A 346-nucleotide genomic window follows, 5' to 3' on the forward strand; every position below is an offset into this window, starting at 1 on the left:
TGGCTGTTCATCAGGTTCTGCGCACCCGGCGCCGCCGAGACGGCCAGCGTGCCCAGGTTGCTCAGGCCGCTGACGTCTTCGGCAAAGCCGATCGCCTGGCCCGAAGCGAACGCGGCAGCCGAGAACGTGCCGTTGATTTGCGACACGGGGTTGGCCGCCGCAGTGGACGTTGACGTTGACGTTGACGTCGATGTCAACGTCGAGGACTTCGGTGCGGTGAGGCCGAGCGAGAACGTGTCGTTCTTGGTGTTGCTCGGATCGATGTTGCTGACCAGCACGTCGAGGAAGCTCTTGTCCTGCACCACCGTGCCGAGCACGAACTCACCGGCGGTCGAGGTACCACTGA

Annotated in this window: 1 protein-coding gene; it reads right to left on the reverse strand. The window is 63.9% G+C overall.

Annotated features, from left to right (window positions below; translation table 11 throughout):
* Positions 1 to 346 (reverse strand): hypothetical protein (locus tag GSQ73_RS08295; protein WP_158882951.1); only part of this gene is annotated, 346 nt, incomplete at both ends.

Origin of the sequence: Rhodanobacter sp. L36 (assembly GCF_009765755.1) — a bacterium.
Classification (GTDB): domain Bacteria; phylum Pseudomonadota; class Gammaproteobacteria; order Xanthomonadales; family Rhodanobacteraceae; genus Rhodanobacter.